Below are 20919 nucleotides of genomic sequence, written 5' to 3'. Positions count from 1 at the left end.
AGAAATGAAAACACTACTTAAAAAATTAAATGAGTTTAATATAAAAATTGATTTACTCGATGATAAGCTTGATATTCAGGCTCCTAAAGGAGTTATGACTCAGGATATATTAAACGAAATTCAGTTAAATAAAAAAGAATTAATAGAATTTATTACTTTATATAAAACAAAAAAAGACGTACATGTATTTATCCCTAAAGTTCCAGAACAATCTAGTTATATTTTATCTTCTTCCCAACGTAGGTTGTGGCTACTAAGCCAATTCGAAGGAGGAAATATAGCTTATAACATGCCAAATGTTTTTGAATTGGAAGGCAAATTAGCCATCCCTTCTTTGGAAAGTGCTTTTCTGTCGCTTATAGAACGCCATGAATCATTAAGAACTCTGTTCAAAGAAGATGAATCAGGGGTGGTTAGGCAAGTGATATTGAATTTGAAAGATATTAAGTTCCAATTACAATATGTAGATTTAAGCAAAGAAGTTAATTCGGAAGGAAAAATAAAATCTATTATTCAAGAAGAAGCAGCATTTACTTTTGATTTATCAACCGATTCCTTACTTCGAGCCAAATTAGTAAAAACATCACAAGATGCCTATGTGTTTATTTGCGTGATGCACCATATTATAAGTGATGGATGGTCGTCAGAAATAATGACCAATGAATTATTTGAATTATATGACGCTCATGTAAAAGGAAATCTTAATCCATTGCAAGCACTAAAAATACAGTATAAGGATTATTCCACATGGCAACAGGAACAATTGAAGAATGATAATATAGAAGTACATAAATCCTATTGGTTACAACAATTTAATGGAGAGCTTCCGGTATTAGATTTACCTTCTTATAAAGCAAGACCATTAATTAAAACCTATAATGGAAACGCTGTAAAAAAACTTTACAATGAGAGTCTTTTAAATGATTTCGATAAATTATGTCAATCACAAGGGAGTACCTTGTTTATGGGGTTACTAACGGCTGTAAAAGTTTTATTGTTTAGATATAGTAATCACAAAGATATAGTTATAGGAAGCCCAATAGCAGGAAGGGAACATGTAGATTTACAAAATCAAATTGGTTTTTATGTAAATACTTTGGCTTTAAGATCACAGTTTAATGCAGATGACAGTTTTAAAGAAGTGTTAACAAAAGTAAAAGAGGTTGTCCTTGGAGCGTACGAACATCAAATTTTTCCATTTGATGAGTTAGTAGAGTATTTGCCAATCAATCGAGATACTAGCCGTAATCCATTGTTCGATGTTATGGTTACAGTTCAGAATGATGATTTATTTAAAGTAAGTAGCCAAAAAGTAAGGGAAGTTAAAATTAAGGGATACCAATCTGAAGAAAAAGTTCTTAGCAAGTTTGATTTAGAATTTGCTTTTAAAGAAACAGCTGAAGGACTGGGTTTAACATTGATATATAACACTGATATTTATTCAACATATTTTGCGGATAATATAGTAAGCCATTTTGAAGTCTTATTGAATTGCATTATTACAAAATCTGAAGTTTCCATCGGTTCATTGGATTATCTAACAGAATCCGAAAAAAATCTGGTTTTATCAGTGTTCAATGATACAGAAGTAGCATATCCTAAAGACAAAACAATAATCGATTTATTTGAAGAGCAGGTACAGAAAGCACCAAATAATATCGCTGTTGTGTTTGAAGAAACCGAATTAACTTATCAAGAACTCGATTATAAAACGAATCAATTAGCCTTTTATTTAAGAGAAAACTACGCTATTAAATCTGATGATTTAATAGGTATAAAATTAGAGAGAAGCGAAAAATTTATCATCGCTATTTTAGGAGTGTTAAAGGCTGGTGCGGCTTATGTTCCTATAGATATCAATTATCCTAAAGAGAGGATAGCCTATATGGAAAAAGACAGCAATTGTAAAGTTGTTATTGACCACGAGGAATTGGAGAGGTTTAATGTGGTAAAGGAAAAGTATTCTCAAAAAAAAGATGATCTAATTATTAAAAACAATGATCTCGTTTATGTTATCTATACCTCTGGTTCTACGGGAACTCCAAAGGGTATTATGATGGAACATATAAGCATGTTCAATCTAATTGTTTTTCATAACAAACAATTTGAGACTAGTGAAGTTTATAAAGTTTTACAATTCACAAGTATAAGTTTTGATGTCTCTTTTCAGGAAATATTTACAACATTAACAAGAGGGGCAACCTTATATCCAGTTACAGAAATAGTTAAAACAGATTCAAACGAGCTGTCTGCCTTTATAAAAAGGAACAATATCGATACGGTCTTTTTACCAACGTCATATTTTAAGATATTAATTGATGTTAAGGCCTTCTATAGTTTATTAAAAACCAGTTTATTAAAAAATATTATAGTTGCGGGAGAACAACTAATTTTAAGTAAGGACGCGATAGATAAAATTAGTGAATCAGATACCAAACTCCATAATCACTATGGTCCAGCTGAAACACATGTTGTCTCAACAATTACAATAAAAGACAATTATCTGAAATATAATCCGCCTATCGGATGCCCAATAACAAACACTCAGATTTATATTCTAGATGAAAATTTGCAATCAGTGGCAATAGGAGTAACTGGTAAAATTTATATATCAGGCTCGGGAGTTTCAAGAGGTTATTTAAACAAACCAGAACTTACGAATGAGAAGTTTATTGCAAATCCTTTCAAAGTTGGAGAGCGAATGTATGATACGGGAGATTTAGGTTGTTGGTTATCTGATGGTAATATTGAATTTTTAGGCAGAAAAGATCATCAGGTAAAAATTAGAGGTTACAGAATTGAACTTGGAGAAATAGAAAACGTTATATTACAATACTCAGAGTATTTAAATCAAGTAGTTGTAGAGACTAAAGAAGTAAAAGGAGAGAAAGTATTAGTTGCTTATTTATTCTCTACTGCTGACATAGATAAGTCGGAATTGAGAAGTTTTCTACAGGAAAAATTACCAGATTACATGGTTCCAAGTTTTTATTCAAAATTGGATAAAATGCCATTAACCCCAAATGGGAAAATAGATAGGAAAGCGCTGCCTAGCATTTCGGGAGAAGATATTGTAAGAAAAGAATATATAGCTCCAAGAAATTGGCTTGAAAAAAAATTGGTTGACATTTGGCAGGAAGTTTTAGGAATCCAAAAGATAGGAGTTACAGATAATTTCTTTGAATCTGGTGGGCATAGTATCAAAGCGACTCATTTGGTTGCTATGATTCATAAAGAACTAGGAATTAAAATTCGAATTAGTCATGTCTTTGAAACAAGAACAATTATTGAACTTTCAAAAATAATAGAGTCTTTAAACGAAACCAAATTTAATGAAATTGAGCCTGTTCCTAAGCAAGAAAGTTATCCGACATCCTCTTCTCAACGAAGATTATGGGCTGTAAGTCAATCTGAAGGAGCGACAAAAGCTTATAATATTTCTGGAATCTATATACTTACGGGTAATCTGGATAGACTGGCAATAATGTCTTCCTTTAAAACGCTTATAGAGCGTCATGAAAGCCTACGGACTTTATTTAAAGCAGGAGAAGATGGGGAGCCAAGACAACATATTATATCAAGCACCGATTATGATTTTAATATTGATTACCACGACTTTAGAAGGTTTGAAAGTAAAGAAAATGAGTTAAAAAATAAAGTATCGACATTATCAGAAACTCAATTTAACTTAGCCGTAGGTCCATTATTGAAAGTAGACATAATTCAACTTGAAGACGAAAAATGGGTTTGTAGTTGCATATTACATCATCTAATAAGTGATGGTTTATCTATGGAAATTCTCATTAAAGAATTATTCTTATTTTACAATATATATGTAAATGGAGATTCGAAGATGCCAAATCCATTGAGAATTCATTATAAAGATTATGTTACTTGGCAAAGTAAATTATTAGAAGAACAAGTGTTAAAAGGGCATGAAAACTATTGGATTCAACAATTCAAAGGAGATATTCCTATGCTTAATTTATTGGGAGATAAAGTAAGACCAAAAATTAAAACATACAATGGTTCCATAAAAGAAAAAAGAATAAATGCTTCAAGTTTAAAGACTTTAAAAAAACTTTTTCAAGAAGAAGAAGTAACACTATTCATGGGATTGCAAGCCATTGTGAATACTTTACTCTATAAATATACAAGTGATGAAGACATCATAATAGGAAGTCAAATGTCTGGTAGAGTACATACTGATTTAGAGAGTCAAATAGGTCTTTATATTAATGTTTTGCCTTTAAGAACTCGGTTTAAAGGATTAGACAGCTTTAAAGAATTATTACAAAATGTAAAGAAAGGAACATTAGAAGCTTTTGAGCACCAGCTTTATCCATTTGATTTACTAATAGACAATTTAAAATTAAAGCATGACATTAGTCGTAACCCTTTATTTGATGTAACAGTTGTTTTACAGAATGCAGACCTAGACGAAACAGTGACATTAGGAAAAATGGGAGATTTAAACATTCAAGTTTACAAGGAATGCGAATTGAATGTAAGTAGGTTTGACCTTAGTTTTAACTTCATTGAAACCCAAGGAGAGCTTTTAACCACTATTGTTTTTAATACAGATATTTTCAATGAATTTACTATTAATCAATTATTGCAGCATTTCGAAAAAATAGTAGAAGTTATTAGTGATAAACCTGAATATACTCTAGATGAAATTAATATTTTAACCAAAAAAGAGACAGAAAAAATTCTTGTGGATTTTAATGATACAGCTATAGAATATCCAATGGATAAAAATATATTAGAATTATTTAAAGAGCAAGTAAAGCAACATCCGCATAAAAAAGCACTTGTATTTAATGGAGAAGCACTTACTTATGGGGAATTAGATTATAAATCAGATCAATTAGCAGTCTTTTTAAAGCAAAACTTCGATCTAAAAAAAGAGGATCTTATTGGTATAGCTTTAGATAGATCACACATGTATATTGTTGCTATATTAGGAATACTAAAATCTGGAGCAGCTTATGTTCCAATAGATCCTGACTATCCTAAAACTCGGCAAGAATATATCATTTCGGATACAGCAATAAAAATACTAATTACCCAAACTGAATATCTGTTCAATTATGATTTCTATCAAGGAGGATTTTTTGCAATTGATGTACAATTAGACGACATCAATGTTCCAAATAATGAAATCATTACTAAATCAGTATGTAATGACTTAGCATATGTAATGTACACCTCTGGATCGACCGGAACACCTAAAGGAGTTATGGTAGAACAAAAAAGTATTATTAGATTAATAAAGTCTATGAATTACGTAAATATTGATGAAGAAGATTGCATCTTAAGTTTATCTAATTTTACTTTTGACGGCTCTGTTTTTGACATTTTTGGATCTCTATTAAATGGTGCTACGCTTCATATTCCACTTAAAGAATGTTTTCTCGATTATGAATTTTTAGGAGAAACAATTAATCACAATAAAATATCTATATTCTTTTTAACTACAGCACTGTTTAATTCTTTAGTTGATATTAATTTTTCAAGATTTGACAACTTAAAATATGTACTATTTGGAGGAGAAAGAGTTTCAGTATCCCATGTAAAACAATTTAAAGAACGCTATAATCAAGTCAATTTAGTTCATGTTTATGGACCAACAGAAAACACAACATTTTCTTCTTTTTATAATGTAGAACAAGTTGTCGATAATATTAATACGATACCCATAGGAAAAGGAATCTCAAATTCAGAATGTTATATACTAAATCAAAAAGATTATAAAAAATCAATTCCACCAATAGGAGTAGTTGGTGAAATATATGTGGGAGGAGTAGGATTGTCAAGAGGATATTTGAATAATCCTGAAATGACTATCGAAAAATTCGTACCTCATCCCTATACAGCCAATAAAACCATTTATAAAACAGGAGATTTAGGAAGATGGCTGCCAGATGGTAGCATTGAGATTATAGGTAGAGTAGACGATCAAGTTAAAATAAGAGGGCATCGTATTGAATTAGGAGAAATAGAAAATATTTTGTCTAATCATGAAGAGCTTGTTTCATGTATAGTCATAGCAAGAGAAACTAAAAATAAGGATAATGAACTCGTTGCATACTATACTAGCAAAGCTAAAGAAATACAAAACTTTCCAAAATATTTAAGAGAGCACTTGCCTGATTACATGATTCCAAAATATTTCGTTTGTTTAGAAGCATTGCCATTAAATTCCAATGGGAAAGTAGATAAAAAAGAACTACCAATACCACAATTAGATCTAAATCTTGAAAAAGTTATATTAAAAGCAAGAAATGAAACAGAAGCCAAATTAGTTGATATTTGGAAAGAAATATTAGATTTTGACCAGATAAGTATTACTGATGATTTCTTTGATTTAGGAGGGCATAGTTTAAAAGTGACCAGATTAATAAGTCAATTACATAAGGAATTTGACGTTAAAATCGAACTAAAAAAATTATTCGAAACAACGATATTACAAGATCAGGCGATGCTAATTGATAATGCTTTTAAAAGTCATTATTATCAAATTCCGAAAGTTAAAGAACAATCCAATTATCCACTTTCCTCTTCTCAAAAAAGATTATGGATTCTAAGTCAATTTGAAGATGCCAACACAGCATATAACATGCCGGCGGTTTTTGAATTCACAGGGACCTTAAATTATAATAGTTTAACGTTTGCTTTTGAAAGCCTTATTGAACGTCATGAAAGCTTAAGAACAGTTTTTAAAGAAAATAATGAAGGAGAAGCTAGACAGTATATTTTATCAGCTGGAAAAGTTGATTTTGAGTTAACCTATAAGAATCTTCAAGAAGTTACTAATAAAAAACAAACGTTGGCAGCATATATAAAAGAAGACGTTGAAACTAACTTTAATTTAGAGTCTGGACTACTAATAAAAGCTTCTATCTATCAAATTGAAGATGATAAATGGATTTTTAGTTATGTCATGCATCATATAATTAGTGATGGATGGTCTATGGACATTTTAATTAAAGAACTATTAGAAACATATGATGAATACAATAAAGGTATAAGTTTAGAAAAAGAAACTCTTAAGATTCAATATAAAGACTATGCTGTTTGGCAACAAAATCAATTCAAAGAAGGAAAATTAGAGCTTCATAGAAAATATTGGCTTAAACAATTTGAAGGAGAATTACCTGTACTTCAATTACCCGAAGATAAGCCAAGGCCTTTAGTACAGACATATAATGGTAAAATAATTCAAACAATAATACCTGCAGATTTAACACAGAAACTTAAATATCAAACTAATCAGGAAGGAGCTACTTTATTTATTAGTTTACTCACAATAGTTAAGATTTTACTTTATAGATATACAAATTCTCAAGATATTATTATTGGTTGTCCGATAGCTAATAGAGAACATGCAGATTTAGAAGATCAAATAGGGTTCTATTTAAATACATTAGCACTTAGAACACAATTTAGTTGCACGAATTCATTTAAAGAATTATTCCAATTAGTTAAACAAAATACACTTGAAGCTTATAAGTATCAAGCCTATCCCTTCGATGAATTAATAAACGATTTAAAACTACGAAGAGACATGAGCAAAAATGCTTTATTTGATGTAATGGTTGTATTGCAAAATGCAACAAATAATCAACTTACTAAAAATAAAGAACACCAAATAGAAGGACTACATATTTCTGATTTTCAAGGTTTTGATTACGAAGTAAGTAAATTTGATTTATCGTTTAATTTTCTAGAAGTCAATGACGAAATAGAAGCGAGTATAGAATATAATAGCGATATATATACTCAAGAAACAGCTCAAAGAATGTTGCAACATTTAGAGCAAGTCATTTTAAGCGTAATAGAAAATCCTGAAATTAAAATTAATGATATAGATATTCTAACTACAACAGAAAAGAAGCTCTTATTAGAAAAATTTAGTTCTACAGATTCAAGGAAGATTTCTGAAAAAACAATTATACAAGAATTTGAAAACACGGTATTGAAATACCCTGAAAACAAAGCATTATCATTTGATAACAAGTGTTTTACTTATCAAGAGTTAAATGAAAAAGCAAATCAATTAGCGAACTACCTTAAAGGAAATTACGCTGTTGGATCTGATATATTAATTGGGATTGAACTTGAACGAAGTGAATGGTTGCTTATAAGCATGCTAGCAATACTAAAAACAGGATCAGCATATTTACCCATAGACCCTCAATATCCTAAATCGCGTATAGAATATATTAAATCAGACAGTTTTTGTAGTTGTATAATCAATGAATTTGAATTATTGAAATTTGAACAAGATATAGACATACTTAAAAAAAACAACTTAGAAAGTAATATCAATAATTCGGATTTAGCATATACAATTTATACTTCAGGAACAACAGGAAACCCAAAAGGAGTAATGGTTGAACATGCTAACATACTAGATTATTGTTCAACATTTATCGAAACCTTCAAGTTAAATGAATTTGATACTATAATCCAGCAATCTTCAATATCTTTTGATACCCATGTAGAAGAAATATATCCCGCTTTAATGACAGGAGCAACAATTTTAATGGGAGTAACTGGAGGTAGAGATATTAAAGAAATTCAACATCTAATAGAAGAAGAAAATGCTACAGTTTTAAGTTCTACGCCATTAATAATAAAAGCATTAAATGAGTCTGAGTTTAATGTAAACAAATTAAGATTATTAATAAGTGGAGGAGATAAACTTAATAGAAATTATGTTTCTAAATTTCTAAATACAACCAAAGTATATGATACTTATGGGCCAAGTGAAGCTACAGTTTGTAGTACCTATTATAAAATTAATAATATTTCTGAAAAATGTATCATTGGAAAACCGATAACAAACAGAACTATAACTATTACAAATAATAAAGGACTACTTCAACCTATAGGAATTATTGGAGAGATTAGGATAAGCGGTTCCGGTTTAGCCAGAGGATATAAAAATCAATCCCAACTAACTTCAGAAAAATTTATTACAAGTGAATTTCACGGTAGAACCTATAAAACAGGTGATTTAGGAAAATGGCTTCCAGATGGAAATATTGAATTTATAGGAAGAAAAGATGACCAAGTAAAAATTAGAGGATATAGAATAGAATTAGGAGAGGTTGAAAATAGTTTGCAAAATCATCCTGCCGTAGAAAGTGTAGCCGTTTTAGTAGCTTTAAATAGTGAAGGAATAAAAGAATTGGTAGCCTATTTTGTAGTGAAAGAAGAACTTAATATACTCGATATAAGAAGGTATCTGAATAGAATATTGCCAGATTATATGATTCCTGCCAAATATATTAAAATAGATAAAATGCCATTAAATACGAATGGGAAAATCGAGAAAAAAGCTCTTCATGAACAAAATGGAAGTCTTTTAGAATCTGGAATCTCATTTGCGCCAGCAAGAAATGAAATTGAAATTAAGATAACGCAAGTTTGGAAAGATTTACTTGAAAAAGAATCCATCGGAATTTACGATAATTTTTTCGATTTAGGAGGTGAAAGTTTAAAAACTACACGGCTTATAAATAAAATTAATGAATTGTTTCTAGTTAAAATTAAGATAAAAAAAATCTTTGAAGACCCTACAATATCTGGAATTTCCGAACATGTGAAATTTATGTTACAGCAAAAAGAGTTATCTGAAAACAAAGAACTTCAAGAAATAAATATAGATTAATGAAAGATTTATTAAATAAAATACAAGAGAATAATTTATTATTAAAAGTTATAGATGGTAAACTAAAAGTGTTTACTAATGGAACTGATATTAATAAAAACTTAATTGCAGAAATAAAGGCAAGAAAAGAAGAGTTAACTGAAATTATTTTAGAAAATGGAAGCCTTGATAATTCAAATTATATAAAAAACACAATACACAAAACTCCACAATTAAATGGATACCCTTTATCATCATCTCAACAAAGGTTATGGACATTAAGTCAAGTAGATCGTGCTAGTATTTCTTATAATATGCCTAGTATCTATGAATTAACGGGTGAGTTTAGTTATGAATTATTAAATCAATCTTTTAAAAATTTAATATACCGTCATGAAATCCTTAGAACAGTTTTCAAAGAAGATACACTAGGGAATGTAAAGCAGTATATAAGAAACATTGAAGATATAAATTTTTCGTTAGTAGAGATAGATTTTAGAGGAATCAATACTTATAAGCAGAAATTAGAAACTTACATAGAAAAAGAATGTGCATTACTATTTGATTTAGAAGAAGGCCCTCTATTAAGAGGTGTTGTAATTCGTTTAACTAATGAAAAATGGATATTTTGTTTTGTGATGCATCATATTATAAGTGATGGCTGGTCTATTGATGTCATGATGAATGAATTGATAGGGCAATATAAATTACTAGGCGAAAATAGAGTTGACTCAAAAAAGGAACTCGAAATCCAATATAAAGACTACGCCGTATGGCAGCAAGAGCAGCTGGTTAATGGGCATTTAGAAAAAGATAAAACCTATTGGTTAGAACATTTAAAAGGTGATTTACCAACACTATCCCATTTTGGAGACTTCCCCCGTCCGGTAATAAAAACCTATAATGGAGGAATAGTAGAGCGTAAAATCGGCACGGCACTTAATGAGCAATTCAAAACGTTGTACAAAGCCAATGAAGGCACTTTGTTTATGGGGTGTCTAAGCCTTCTAAATGTAATATTACATAAATATACAGGCCAAGAAGAATTTATTATAGGAAGTCCAGTTTCTGGAAGGACTAACACAGTGCTTCACGATCAAATAGGTTTTTATGTAAACACCCTGGCACTTCGAACTAAATTTACATCGGGGGATAGTTTTGAAACTCTTTTCGGAAAGGTCAAGGAAAATACTCTTAATGCCTTCGAACACCAAGATTACCCTTTTGATGAACTGTTAGATGACCTTAATATTAAAAGAGATTTAAGTAGAAGCGCATTATTTGACATAATGCTGGTAGTTCAAGATTCAAAAGAAAAACAAATAGCAGATGTACTAGAAGGAACTTCCCTATCTATATCACCTTATAAAAATGAACAACATTTTGGAAGTAAATTTGATTTGTTATTCTCATTTGCCGAAGAGTCAAATAGCTTAAGTATAGTAATAGAATATAATAGTGATATTTTCAGTAAAAGGCTATGTGAGCAGCTATTGCTGCATATGGAGCAGATGCTAGAAGGACTAGTATCCTCTCCAGAAAAAGACCTCTCCACGATTTCATGTTTAAATGCATTAGAGGAACACGAACTGTTAGTGGATTACAATACAACAGAGACAATATTTGAAGAAGAGATTTCTTTACTGGGTTTGTTTAAGGAGCAAGTTGCATTGGTTGCTGATAAGACCGCATTGATCTATGGTGAAATCTCATTAAGCTATAGTGAGTTGGATGAGCTGAGCAGTCAATTCAGTCATTATTTGGAGAAGCATAGTGAATTGGATTTGGAAGATTTAATAGCTATAGCCCTGCCTAAAAGCCATTGGCAGATCATATCGATCTTAGGTATTTTAAAAGCAGGTTGTGCGTATGTCCCAATCGCTTTGGATTATCCACAAGACCGAATAGACTTCATCGTATCCGATACCAAAAGTAAGGTTGTGATCACACCAGAACTCATTTACGATTTCGAATCCAGCATTGGAGACTATTCTAAAGAAAAAGACATCTGCTCAAGAGATCAATCCAGTTTGGCTTATGTGATGTACACCTCAGGATCTACAGGACGGCCAAAAGGCGTTTTAATAGAAGACAGAGGCATAATTCGATTAGTGAAAAAGCCGAATTATATCGATATAGCACCGAGTTCCATCTTATTGTCTACAGGTTCCTTTTCATTTGATGCCACCACTTTTGAATATTGGGGAATGCTATTAAATGGTGGGACATTGATCTTAAGCGAAGAAGATCTCTTCTTGTCTACTATAGATTTATCTTCTTTTATAAAAGCCAAAGGAGTTACTATGATGTGGTTTACTTGTGGCTTACTTAATCAACTAATAGACGATGCCATAGATGTATTTGAAGGCTTGACGACTCTATTATCAGGAGGGGATCGTCTTTCACATGTACACATTAGGAAATTACGTTCAAGATACCCCTCGATGGAAATCATAAATGGGTATGGACCAACAGAGAACACAACCTTTTCAACCAGTTATTCAGTACAGGAAGTAGGTGAAGGAACATATACAATTCCAATAGGGAAACCCATAAGCAATAGTACCGCTTACATATTGGATTCTACCATGTCTTTGGTTCCAAAAGGCGTAGTCGGCGAACTCTATATAGGGGGTTCTGGAGTTTCAAGAGGGTATTTAAATCTAGAGGATCTAACAGAAGAAAAATTTATAGCTTCTCCTTTTATCCCAGGACAAAGTTTATATAAGACAGGAGATTTAGTAAAAAGGAATCAAAATGGCGATATTGAATTTATAGGACGGCAAGACACCCAAATAAAGCTCAGAGGCTACCGTATAGAATTAGGTGAGATTGAACACCTATTGAGTACCTATCCTGGGGTGAATTCTACGTTAGTAATAGTAGAGGAAAGTCAAGGTGATAAGCTGTTATTAGGATACATTACCAGCGAAGAAGCAATAGCAGAAAGTGTTTTACGCGATTGGTTGTTGCGAAGATTACCTTCTTACATGGTACCGAGCTACATACATGTTCTGGAGAGATTTCCATTAACGGTTAATGGCAAAATCGATAGAACTAATCTGCCAGGCATCACTGGAATGCTCCCGAACAATGATTTATATGTTGCACCAGAGAATGAAATAGAGAAGAAATTGAGTGAGCTGTGGATGGAGATACTCAATGTCCCTCAGGTAGGATTGTTAGACAACTTTTTTGAATTAGGAGGGCATAGTCTCAAGGCTACAAAACTAATGAGCAGGATTCATAAGGAATTCAATGTAAAACTCCGATTATTAGAATTCTTCAACCATCCAGATTTACAATCACAAAGTGCGTTGATATCCTCCAAAACATCAGAGAAATACTATTCCATCCCCCGACTGGAGGTACAAGATTCTTATCCCTTATCATTGATGCAAAGGCGTTTATGGATTATGAGTCAATTTGAAGACGCTAATATCGCTTATAACATGTCGGCGGTGTATGTCTTTAAGGGGCATTTAGAGTTATCTTTGTTAGAGCAGTCCTTCAAGACCTTAATATCACGACATGAAATCTTACGCACCTATTTTAAGAAGGATGTCGCAGGAGATATTCATCAATACATACAGCCTATTGCATCCGTGGATTTCAGTTTGCGAACTGTAGATGCCCGTAAGTTCTCAGAGGCTGACCTTTCGTTTGCATTATCCAAGACATTACAAAACCCATTTGATCTGTCAAAAGGGCCTTTGTTACGCGTTGACATATATCAAATATCGGAAGACAACTGGATATTTAGTAGTGTTATACACCATATAATAAGTGATGGCTGGTCTTTGGAAATAATGATTAAGGAACTCTTGATGCTTTACAACAGTCTAGTAACAGGAGTAACATACTCTTTACCTCCCTTACAAATCCAATACAAGGACTATGCCTCTTGGCAACTGAATACTCTTAGTGATTCTAGTTCGGATAAGGACTACTGGCTCAATCAATTTTCAGGGGAATTGCCCGTTTTAGACCTATCGGGTGGTAAGGTACGTCCAGGAATAAAGACTTATAATGGCGGTGTTTTTAACAGTAAGCTTTCTAAAACATTAAGTAATACTTTGGCTGCTTTATTGCAAAAAGAAGAAGCCACGCTATTTATGGGTCTGCTAAGCGCAGTGAACGCATTATTTTACCATTACACCTTCCAAGAAGATATAATAATCGGTAGTCCTATAGCAGGTCGTGATCATAGAGATTTAGAAGATCAGATAGGATTTTATGTCAATACCCTGGCCTTAAGGACCCAATTCAGCAAAGAAGATAACTTTAAAGAACTATTATCAAAGGTCAAGACAGTCGTTTTAGATGCCCATGCCCACCAATTATACCCCTTTGATGACTTAGTGTCGGGTTTAGGTTTACAACGCGATATGAGCCGCAACCCCTTGTTTGATGTGCAAGTAATCGTTCAAAACAAAACAAGTACAGAGAAGATCACCTCACAAAAATTAGAAGGCCTGTCCGTAACCTACTATGAAGGAGAGGTATCCCACAAGAGTATTTTTGACCTTGTATTTAACTTTTTAGAAAGCGAAGACGGTATTCATATCAGTACAATCTATAACACGGATGTTTTTGATTATGATTGGATAGTCCAAATACATACTCATTTAGAACAGTTATTAAATGAGATGCTAGCGAGCTCAAAAACATCTATATCAGAGCTAAGTTGCCTAACAGAGCAAGAAGCGAATCATCTATTAGAAAGTTTTAACGCTTTGAAAATTCCTTATGATAGTTCAACTACAATAGTTACCCTCATAGAGGAACAGGTAAAAAAGACCCCAGAAGCCATAGCTGTATATTATGAAGGGATTCGCTTAAGTTATCAGGAACTAGAAGACCGTTCTAATCAATTAGCGCACTATTTAATAGAAGAATATGGTGTCTCTGGGAATGATTTAATTGGTATTATGATGGATCGTTCAGAGCTGATGTTTATTGGGATTTTAGGGGTTTTAAAATCAGGTGGAGCCTATGTGCCTATCGATCCTGATTATCCTGTTTCCCGAAAAGAATTTATTCTTAAAGATACTAATGTAAAAGTATTACTTACTCAATCAGATTACATCTTTGATTTAAACTATTATAGCGGGGACCTGTTCGCCATGGATCTACAGTTATTAGGGCTATCAAACTCCAAGCATGCACCATCAATATCTATCAAGGTAAAAGATTTGGTGTATATTATATACACTTCAGGTTCAACTGGAAACCCTAAAGGCGTTTTAGTGTCCCATGGTAACTTAATTCACTCATTGGCTCCACGCGAATCCGTGTACGGAAAAATAGACCGTTTTTTGTTATTGTCCTCTATAGCCTTTGACAGTTCCGTAGCCGGAATTTTCAGTACTTTGAGCACTGGTGGACAATTGTGTGTGACAAAGGGTTCCGACATAAGCAATGTCCCTTTTATTGCTGACTATATCATCACCGAGCAGATTAGTCACTTATTAACCGTTCCCTCATATTATCGTTTACTATTAAATTCCTTGTCAGAAGTTGACTCAAGTTCATTAAAAGAGGTTACAGTAGCAGGAGAACATTGTCCAATAAGTCTAATATCAGACCATTATGATAGCACCATAGGGCAGTCTGGCTGTAGTTTATTCAATGAATACGGTCCAACGGAATGTACAGTATGGAGTAGTGTCCATAAATATGTGGCAGGTGATAAAGTTAAATCAACCATAGGAAAACCAATAGCCAATAGCTATATCTACATATTGAACAAAGAAGATGCCTTGGTTCCGATTGGAGTAATCGGAGAACTATGTATAGGAGGTGATGGAGTTACCAAAGGTTATCTAAATCGCCCAGAATTAACTAAAGAGAAGTTTGTGGCTGATCCGTTTAGTGTTGGAGGGAAGATGTATAAGACTGGCGATTTGGGGAGATGGAATGCGAAGGGAGAGATTGAGTTTTTAGGCCGGAAAGATGATCAGGTAAAAATTCGGGGTTATCGCATAGAACTAGGAGAGGTTCAATATGCCTTAGAAAGTTATAAATTAATAGAATCTGCAGTAGTATTGGCTAAGGACAACCCCTCTGGCGATAATGAATTGTATGTTTATGTACTGGGAGATGACGCTTTAAATATATTGGAACTAAAGCAATATCTAGGAGGTGTATTACCAAGTTATGCCATTCCATCCAACTACACACAAGTATCCTCATTTCCTAGAACTCCCAACGGAAAGATCGATACGAAGGCCTTGTTATCCATGGAAATTGCGGGATTAGAGAGTGGAGTTGCGTACATGGCTCCAAGAACAGTAGAGGAAGAAATATTGGTAACGATATGGCAAGAGGTACTTAACAAAAAGAGGATAGGGGTTAAAGATTGTTTCTTTGATTTAGGTGGTGATAGTTTAAAATTAATACGATTAATTAGCTTAATTGATAGAGAGTTTAATATAAAATTAGAACTAAAAGATATTTATGAAATTCAATCATTAGAAGACCAAGTTAAAGTTATAAATGAAGTTAAAAATAATGAAATTAAAAATATAGACATAGTTAATGATTTACTCACTAGGTTAAATAAACTTAATATTACTATAAAATTAGTTAATGACAAATTAGATGTTAAAGCACCTAAAGGAGTTATAAATAAAGAGTTATTAAATGAAATCGAAGTCAATAAAGAAAGTTTAATTGAATTAATTGAACAATATTCAACATCTAAAATAGCAGGAGATAAACAGATTCCAGTAATAAAAAAACATGAAAATTATGAATTATCATCTTCTCAAAGGAGAGTTTGGGTTTTAAGCCAGATGGAAGATGGTAATGTAACATATAACATGCCAGAGGTTTATGTTTTTAAAGGTGAGTTGAACTTAGAAGCATTTAATTTAGCCTATCATACGTTAATACTTCGTCATGAAAGCTTAAGGACTAATTTTAAAGAAGATGAAAATGGAGAAATTAAGCAGTTTATTAAAGAACAGGAGGACGTTAAAAATAAAATTACCTTTAAAAACTTAACAGAAGATAAAGGAAAAAGAGATAAAGTAGAACAAACTATAGATAAATTATGTAATTATAAATTTAATCTTTCTTCTGATGATTTATTAAAATGTACTCTATTACAGGTAGAAAATAATGAATGGGTATTTTGTTATGTAATACATCATATCATTAGTGATGGATGGTCAATGGATATTTTAACAAAAGAGCTATTTGTGTTGTATAACGCCTTTATTAAAGGAGAAGAAAATCCATTAACTCCACTTCGTATACAATACAAAGAATATGCTTCTTGGCAACAGAAACAATTACAAGAGAATGATAGTGAGGAACATAAATATTATTGGTTGAAACAATTTGAAGGAGAAATACCAGTATTAAATCTTCTTACCGATAAAAAAAGACCAATAATTAAAACATTTAATGGAGGTACTATTAATAAACAACTTCCTAAAACAACAATAGAAGCTTTAAAAGAAATAAGTGTAAAAGAAGGTGGTACGTTGTATATGAGTCTATTAGCAATAGTGAATATACTTTTATACAGATATACTAATCAAAATGATATTATTATAGGTAGTCCAGTAGGAGGTAGAACACATTCAGATTTAGAAAACCAAATTGGGTTTTATACAAATACTTTAGCGTTAAGATCTCAATTTAAAGGAAATGACAGTTACTTGGATCTATTAAAAAAAGTTAAAGAAATAGCTTTAGGAGGTCTTGAGCATCAAATATATCCATTTGATGAATTAGTAGGTCAATTAGATTTACAAAGAGATATGAGTAGGAATGTTTTATTTGATGTATTTGTAGCATTACAAAATACAGTCATAAGTAGTGAAAATAGATCATTCCCAGGTTTGCAAATAGAGAGCTATAATGAAACAATTATTAAAGTCACAAAATTTGATTTAACATTTAATTTTAACCAGAGTTCTGATGGCTTATGGTTAAGTTTAGAATACAATTCAGATTTGTTTTATGAAGAAACGGCAGAACGAATCGCTTTACATTTTCTACAGGTTACAGAAAGTATTATTGCCCAACCAAATAAGTCGATAAACGATTTAGAGTATATAAATGATTTTGAAAAGGAACAATTGCTTAATAATTTTGGAGCTAAGTCTTCGCCATATGATGAAGAACAAACCATAGTATCACTTTTTGAAGATCAAGCAAACAAAACCCCTGATGCGATTGCTTTATTATTTGAAGAAAAAGAATATACATTCAAAGATCTTCAAGAAAAATCAAATCAACTAGGAAATTATTTAAGAAATAAATATAAAATTCAGCAAGAAGATTTAGTCGGTATTAAGCTGGAGCGTAATGAATGGATAATCATTGCAATGTTAGGTGTCTTAAAATCTGGAGGCGCTTATATGCCCTTAGATCCATCTTACCCTCAAGAACGAATTGATTATATGTTAGAAGATAGCTCTTGTAAAGTACTTATAGATGAAGAGGAGATTTTAACTTTCCAAAATGAAACGCATTATTATAAAGAAGATGCCATTTCTTTTATAAATACACCTAGTGATTTAGCGTATGTCATTTATACTTCAGGATCTACTGGAAAACCCAAAGGAGTGATGATTGAGCATAAAAATGTCGTTGCTTTTCTTGAAAGCTGTAAAAGTAGGTTTGGGCTTTCTAATATGAAAATGCCTTTATTGGCATCTAATGCCTTTGATATCTTTTTATTTGAATCTTTTTATCCTATGCTAACAGGAGGTACTGTGTTAATGCTTCCGAATGAACATATTAGGGACATGTACTTATTAGCAGATATTCTGAAAAATGTGAATGCATTTCATGCTGTACCAGCGCTAATGTCACAAATATTAGCTCATATAAAAAACACAGGAGAAGTAGAAGAATATTATGGAATTTCAGATTTGTTTATAGGAGGCGATAAAGTTTCTACCAGTGTACTAAAAGAAATGCACGAAGTGTTTCCAAGGGCGTCAATTTATGAGTTATATGGACCTACAGAAACAACAGTGTTTGTTACTGCAAACCATTACTTAAAAAAACATAGTGAAAATAATTATAATGGTGCATTGATAGGTACACCAAATAAAGTCTCATATTCTCAAATATTAGACAATAAAAATAAATTATGTGGCATAGGAATACCAGGTGAAATTTGTATAGGAGGTAATAGTGTGGCAAGAGGATATTTAAAAAGAGAAGCATTAACTGCTGAAAATTTTATTACTAATCCATACAGAAATGAACACGAAAAAATATATAAAACTGGAGATTATGGAAGGCTACTTTCTAATGGTGTTTTAGAATTTATTGGAAGGAAAGATAATCAAGTTAAAATAAAAGGTCATCGTATCGAAATAGGAGAAATAGAACATGCTTTAAATAGTTTAAATGTTGTAAAAGAAGCAGTTGTAGTAGTAAAAGCAGTATCCGGAAATAATGATGAATTAGTAGCATATTTAATAAGCGATAAAGAAATAGAATTAAAATCCTTACGTAACATGTTGCAGAAAACATTAACTAATTATATGATACCAACATATTTTATACAATTAGATGCATTTCCGCTCACTACTAATGGCAAAATAGATATAAAAGCACTACCAAACCCAGAAGATTCAGATTTAAAAAATCAAGAAACCTATGTTTCACCAAGGAACGAAATAGAAGAAATAATAGTAGGTGTTTATGAAGAAGTGCTTCGAAAAGAAAAAATAGGAATTAAAGATGATTTTTTCATTATGGGAGGAGATTCTATAAAATCAATTCAAATAGTTGCTCGCTTAAAACAAAGAAACCTTTCCTTAACGATTCAAGATATCTTACTAAATCCAATTATAGAAGATTTGTCCAGAATAGTTAAAAAAGTAGATGGAACGATTTCTCAAGAAACCGTAAAAGAAGAGGTTGGCTTAAATCCAATACAGTTTTATTTCTTCGAAAAACACCTAATAAATTATCATCATTTTAATCAATCAATACTGTTGTTTAATAGTGAAGGAATTAAGGAAGAAGGTGTTCGAAAAGTATTTGACAAAATAATGCAGCATCACGATGCTTTACGAATGACTTATCATAAATCTGCATCAAATGTTTGGATGCAGAAGAATCATGGTGAAGAGTTAAAATTTGATTTGAAACAATGGAATTATAATGATTTGGAGAGTTTTCATGAAAAATGCGAACAATTACAATCTAGTATCAACATAAATGAAGGGCCACTATTAAAACTAGGATTATTTAAAGGTGAAGCTGGCGACCATTTATTAATTGTTATTCATCATTTGGTAATTGATGCTGTTTCTTGGAAAATTTTACTCGAAGATTTAGATGTATTGTTTAATCAATATATGTTAGGTGAGACTTTAAAATTACCGTTAAAAACAGATTCATTTGTTCATTGGCAAAAAGAACTGCAAAGGTATTCTAAGAGTGCGGCTTTAGAAAAAGAACAATCCTACTGGTCATCAGTGAATTCAATAGCAATAGATAAAATTCCTTTAGACAAAGACAGTGGAAATAATTTTGTGAAGGATGAATCAACTCAATCGTATAGTTTAAACAAAGAGTTAACAGAAGTTTTATTAACTAAATGTAATAAAGCATACGGTACAGCAATAAATGAAATTTTATTAACGAGTTGTGTAACTGCCATTAAAAAAACTTTTCACCTTCAAGAAGTGGCTATTTGGATGGAAGCCCATGGACGTGAGAATATTGATGTAGATATAGATGTAAGTAGAACAATAGGGTGGTTTACGTCTATGTATCCAGTCGTCTTTAGCCTAAAAGAAGACAAAAATATTTTAGAATTAATATCGGTTAAGGATACTTTAAGGCGAGTGCCTAATAAGGGAATTGGCTATGGCGTTTTAAAATATTTAGCATCAAAAGAATATAATCTAAACCCTGAGGTTTCTTTTAACTATTTAGGGAATTCTAACGATAGTATAGAGATAAAGCAAGGCGCAAAATTGTTTGAGATAATAGACAAATATAAAGGGAATGAGAGTTCATTAATAATGAAAAGAGAGCAGCTTTTAGATATAAAAGCAATAATATCTGATGGATGTGTAAATATAGATATAAGTTATAGTCAAGATCAATTTTATGATGAAACCATAAAGGAAATAATAAAACAAAGTAAAATTAATTTAATAGGATTAATTGAAGAATTATCGATGGAAAAAGTAGTCTATACAACTCCTTCTGATTTTACATTTAAAGGATTGAGCATGAAAGAATTAGAGCAATTAAACAAAATTCAATAA

General features: G+C 31.7%; 2 protein-coding genes. Both read left to right on the top strand.

Translation table 11 applies throughout. The features are described 5' to 3' along the window. Window positions 1–4: 4 nt before the first annotated feature. On the top strand, window positions 5–9682 hold the full coding sequence (locus AC061E_RS10285; protein WP_478286163.1) for a non-ribosomal peptide synthetase: 9678 nt from the start codon (window positions 5–7) through the stop codon (window positions 9680–9682). Next, window positions 9682–20919, top strand: a complete 11238-nt coding sequence (locus tag AC061E_RS10280; RefSeq protein WP_478286162.1) for a non-ribosomal peptide synthetase — start codon at window positions 9682–9684, stop codon at window positions 20917–20919. Before AC061E_RS10285 ends, AC061E_RS10280 begins: the two co-directional genes overlap by 1 nt.

This window comes from Flavobacterium sp. GNP011, from assembly GCF_056428925.1.
This window is presented reverse-complemented; position numbering and strand designations above follow the sequence as displayed.